The sequence below is a fragment of the Citricoccus sp. genome (assembly GCF_035445025.1).
In the GTDB taxonomy this organism is placed as follows: domain Bacteria; phylum Actinomycetota; class Actinomycetes; order Actinomycetales; family Micrococcaceae; genus Citricoccus.
In genome coordinates, this window is sequence record NZ_DAOMPX010000129.1 from 1 (window position 1) to 3,340 (window position 3,340).

The window sequence follows — 3,340 nt, forward strand, 5'->3', positions numbered from 1 at the left end:
CCCGCTCGTAGTGGGGGTGGGACGGCAGGCCCGCGTAGTTGACCCAGCTGACCCGATCGTCGGCCTCGAGCCACTCGGCCACCCGCTGGGCGTTGGCCAGGTGGGCGTCCATGCGCTGTGCCAGGGTCTCGATGCCGATCATCAGCTGCTGGGCCGAGGCCGGCGCGAGGGCAGGGCCGAAGTCACGCAGCTGCTCCGAGCGCAGCTTGGTCAGGAAGCCGTACTCGCCGAAGTTGCCCCACCAGGACACGTCCCCGTAGGAGGGGACCGGCTCGGTCATGGACGGGAACCTGCCGTTGTCCCACGGGAAGAGCCCGGACTCGACGACGACGCCGCCCAGGGTGGTGCCGTGCCCGCCGAGGAACTTGGTGGCCGAGTGGATGATGATGTCCGCCCCGTGCTCGAACGGGCGGATCAGGTACGGCGGGGTCAGCGTGGAGTCCACCACGAGCGGGACGCCGGCGGCGTGGGCCACCCTGGCCAGGCCGGGCAGGTCCACGATGTCCCCGGAGGGGTTGGCCACGACCTCGGTGTAGACGGCCTTGGTGTTCGGCTGGATGGCCGCGGCGAAGTCCTCGGCCTCCATCGAGTTCACGAACGTGGTCTCGATCCCGAACCGGCGCAGCGAGACGTCGAGCTGGGTGATGGTGCCGCCGTAGAGCTTGGAGGAGGCCACGATGTGGTCCCCGGCCTGGCAGAGGGCAGCGAAGGTGACGAACTCCGCGGCCATGCCGGACGCCGTCGCGACCGCCCCGATGCCGCCCTCCAGCGAGGCCATCCGCTCCTCGAACGCGGCGACCGTGGGGTTGCCGATCCGGGAGTAGATATTGCCGTACTTCTGCAGCGCGAACAGGTTCGCGGCGTCCTGGGCGGACTCGAAGACGTAGGAGGTGGTCTGGTGGATGGGCACGGCGCGGGATCCGTGCACGGCGTCGGGGACGGCGCCGGCGTGCAGGGCGCGGGTACGGAAGCCGAACTGGTGTTCTGCCACGGGGGTCCTTCCAGCAAGGGGGTGGGGGCCGGTCGGCCGCGCGGTGCTGACCGCGTCCCGGTCCCGTTTCGTCCCATTGTTCCCGACGCCGGCCCGATCCGGGCAACTGGAGGACGAAAGATGACCCGGCAGCGTCAGGCGCGCATCACGGCGTCTCGAGGATCAGGAGCGTCCCCTCGTGCGCCGGAAGGGTGATCTCGAGGCCCTGTTCCCCGCCGACGGTCCCGCAGACCTCCTCGGTGAAGGCATCGACCACCACGCTGTCCTGGGCGAGGTGATCCGACCGGACCGCGGCCGTGACGGTGTCCGTGGAGAAATTCAGCACGGTGACCGCCAACTGCCCGGTCGCGGTGCGCTGCACCAGGGCCAGCAGTGCGGGGTGGGACGCGGTCGCGACGTCGAGGAGCTCCCCGGCCGCGATGCCGTGTTCCTTCCGGACCTCGAGGACGCGCGCGAGCCGGCGGGCAAAGGAGTCCTCGTCGGCCAGCTGGTCCGGGATCGGCGCGTACAGGCTCCGGGCACGGGGGAGGCCGGACCCGGAGGACCGGGATTCGGGGGCCATGCCCATGAGGTTGTGCGCACCGCGGTTGATCCACCGGGTGTCTCCCTGGGCGATCAGCTCGGCGACCTGCTCCCGGGGCAGCGGGAGCACGCCCCGCAGGTCCCACCCGGACAGGGCGAAGACCCCGGGCTGCAGGGAGTTGTACATCGCCAGCAACAGGTGTCCTCGGCGGACCTGCTCGAGTTGGTCGTCGCTGATCTGGTCCAGGTCGGTGATCCCCAGGGCCGCGGTGACCACGCTGGCCGTGGTGCACGCGATCCCGTTGGTCGTGAAGGTCAGGTTGTAGGGAGCCGCCGGGCCGGTGATCCGCTCGCGCAGGGTCGACTGGATGTGCTCCGCGAGTTCACCGCCGGTGAGGGCCCGCCCGCCGAGCTCGAACTCCCGGTCCCGGTGCCGCACGGCGAAGTGGATGAGCTCGTAGGTGAGCTCGTCGTGGTTCTGCAGGGCATGGACCAGGCTGGCGGCGTCCACGCCGATGGCCAGGGCCTCGCGCAGGGTCAGCCGCAGGAACTCCGTGTCCTGCGTGACGAGGGCATGGTGGTAGGCCGGCCGCGTGACGAAGTCGTAGGACAGGTCCGGGCCGGTCATGGACGTCGTCTTGATGTCGTCGATGGAGAGGTTCAGCTCCTGGAAGGTGAAGCCGCCGACCTTGCGCACCATGGACCCCAGGAGCTGGTTCGCCGCCTCGGACAGGGGATGGCCCTCGGACCAACCGGCCCCCTGGTCCGCCCCCTTCTCCACGCCCAGGAAACCGTTGGCGTCCAGGCGCAGCGCACCGGCGCCCAGGTCCAGCAGGGAGTGCAGCGCGTCACCCATCACCATGCGCATGCCCGAGAACGTCGGGTCGAGCCAGTTCAGGGACGGCTGCCCGTCCTTGAAGTAGTGCAGGTAGACCCAGCGGTGCAGCGTGCCCTCGGTGTCCAGCACGGGCCGGGTCGCGCTCCAGTTGGTCTCCTTGACCCCGGGCTCGTAGAAGATCACCCGCTGCAGCTCCCCGATGATGTACCCCGCGTCCTGCAGGGCGCGTTCGGACTCCCGGTCCAGGTTGGCCGAGTCCTTCCCGGCGGGGACCTCGGGCAGCAGGTGCCAGTCCGACTCCGGGATGTCGATCATGTGGAACAGGCCGGGATAGTCCCGGTAGTTCATCTCGGCCAGCCGGAAATCCGCGCCCTTGCCGGTGTGACCGGGCACGATGTCATCGATGACCGTCCCGCCACGGTCCCTGGCCACGGCGCACATCGCGCGGAACTCGTCCTCGGTGCCGAACAGGGGATCGATGGCCATGCTGATGCGGTCGAAGTGGCCGTCCACGCTGGGGGTGTAATTCCAGCCGTCCAGTCCTCCGGCCCGTTTCAGGGGCCCGGTGTGGATCGCGGTGATGCCGATCTGCGCGAAGGCGTCCCACAGGGCCGGCTTGCCGAGGGCGCCGAGGAAGGACTGCCCGGGTTCCGTGATGACGGCCAACGGATACGAGGTCACCCACACGCTGGCGGCCTCCACGGCGCGCCGCGGATCGGGGCGGGCGTAGGCGTGCTGCCACATGCTGGCCTGGCCGGACAGCTGGCGGCCCAGCGTCTTGGCGTCTCCCAGCATGGACTGACCGCGCAGCCACTGGACGTAGGCCGGGTTCGTCCCCACCGGCTCGAAGGGGGGCTTGGCCGCCCCGAACTGCTGGTTGCGGCGCGCCTTCGGACGGGCGGCACGGGGCCGGGCCGGATAGAAGACCTCGTCGTAGTTGACGTCCGCGGGGGTGTCCACGTCGGCGGTGGGCACGGGGATGTCCGCGG

Annotated in this window: 2 protein-coding genes; both read right to left on the reverse strand. The window is 70.2% G+C overall.

Going from position 1 to position 3,340, the window contains the following annotated elements; all coding sequences use genetic code 11:
- On the reverse strand, positions 1-991 hold a 991-nt coding region (locus PLJ28_RS15375; protein WP_324590390.1), incomplete at its 3' end, for an O-acetylhomoserine aminocarboxypropyltransferase/cysteine synthase family protein.
- 145 nt (positions 992-1,136) lie between these two features.
- Positions 1,137-3,332, reverse strand: coding sequence for a maltose alpha-D-glucosyltransferase (treS, locus tag PLJ28_RS15380; RefSeq protein ID WP_324590391.1), 2,196 nt, complete (start codon positions 3,330-3,332; stop codon positions 1,137-1,139).
- Positions 3,333-3,340 lie beyond the last annotated feature (8 nt).